At 56.3% G+C, this 1280-nt stretch carries 1 protein-coding gene; it reads right to left on the bottom strand.

Translation table 11 applies throughout. The annotated features are described in order from the left end of the window. Window position 1: 1 nt before the first annotated feature. Complete coding sequence (locus tag WDJ60_RS18775) at window positions 2-1228, bottom strand: IS701 family transposase (RefSeq protein ID WP_340102319.1); 1227 nt, start codon at window positions 1226-1228, stop codon at window positions 2-4. Window positions 1229-1280 lie beyond the last annotated feature (52 nt).

The raw sequence follows: 1280 nt of genomic DNA, 5'->3' as shown, positions 1-1280 counted from the left end.
CTCAGCTTTGAACGTTAGTGTCGGCTGTTGAGTGAACGAAAAGATGGTCGATCTCTTGCATAAGGTCATCGACGCCACGATCATCGTTGTCTCGAACCCACGAGAGAAGGTTGTACACGGCTTCTTTCAGGGAGTGTTCGAGGTTCGCTCGAAGCGATGACGCTTTCGAGCGAACCGTCCCCAAGGCGCTCGAGTCAGGATCAAGACGGACGAGACTGTAGGCAGCCATCAGAAGGTGCCAGTGCCGACTGGCACCTTCGTCGGTCTGCATCTCGCAGTCTCCCAAGCCGAGATCCTGCTTCGAGTCCTCGAAGAACGTTTCGATGCGCCATCGCATCCCGTAGGAGCGAATAATGTGCTCGGTCGGTGCGTCGATCTTGTTCGTGGCGAGGTACTTGACCGGATTCTCTCCGTCCTCTTCGTCGGTTTCTTTCTCAGCGAGGACCAGCTTCACGTCTCCCAGTTGGGAGACGGGAAGCTTCTTCGTCCAGATGTGGTAAGTCTCGTCTTCGACGTTTCGTTCAACCGTGTCGATGCGCTCTGCCAGCGCATCGACGCGGATCCCTTCTCCGCCGTAGGTCACCTGTCGGTTGCTCCGGAGCGGGCCGATCCAGTCTTTGTCGTAGGATTCGATGCGTTCAGGAAGGCCAGAATCGTGGGCGAACCACGAGTCGAAGAGGTAGGTGTCCGCCGGGACACCTACCTCGTCTTCGAGTTCGGTGACGATCTCGCGGGCGAGATCGTACTTAGTGTCGTGATTTTGATCGTCTTCGTCCTGTTTTTCGTAGAGGCGGAATGTGAGTGGGTAGGCGGTTTTGTCGTCGGCGTAGAAGGCGTAGATGAGGTCTTGGCCCCAGACAGTGTCACCTTCGGCGTGATCGTAGAAGTGGCCGACGCCGGGGACTTCGTCCCCGGCTTTCTCGGTAATCGTGTCGTCGAGGATGATGTAGCCATTCTTCGACCAGCGTGTTTCACCGTGTTTTTGGAGTTCTTCGAGGCGTTCGTGGTTGAATTGCTGTTCGTCCCAGTTGTACTCGGTGAGGAACTTGTTGAGGGCGCGTTTGTCTCCAGCTGGAAGGACTTCGCGTGCGATGCCTGCCACGGTCTTGTTGCTGGCCGCAACAAGACCGGTGGCGTAGGTTTTCGCGTGATGACATTGCGCAGATGACAACGACTCAAACTCGTCGAACACGTGCGTGCACGACAAGAAGTCCGTAATCGGCATCATCCGTGTTCGCTACCGCCTACGTCACGCTCCTACTTCAACGTTCAAAGCTGAG

Origin of the sequence: Salinibaculum salinum (genome assembly GCF_037645885.1) — an archaeon.
In the GTDB taxonomy this organism is placed as follows: domain Archaea; phylum Halobacteriota; class Halobacteria; order Halobacteriales; family Haloarculaceae; genus Salinibaculum; species Salinibaculum salinum.
This window is presented reverse-complemented; position numbering and strand designations above follow the sequence as displayed.

What these genes read in the sequence shown, in the direction of transcription:
- WDJ60_RS18775 (WP_340102319.1), bottom strand. Translation starts at nt 1,228, where the DNA reads ATGATGCCGATTACGGACTTCTTGTCGTGCACGCACGTGTTCGACGAG.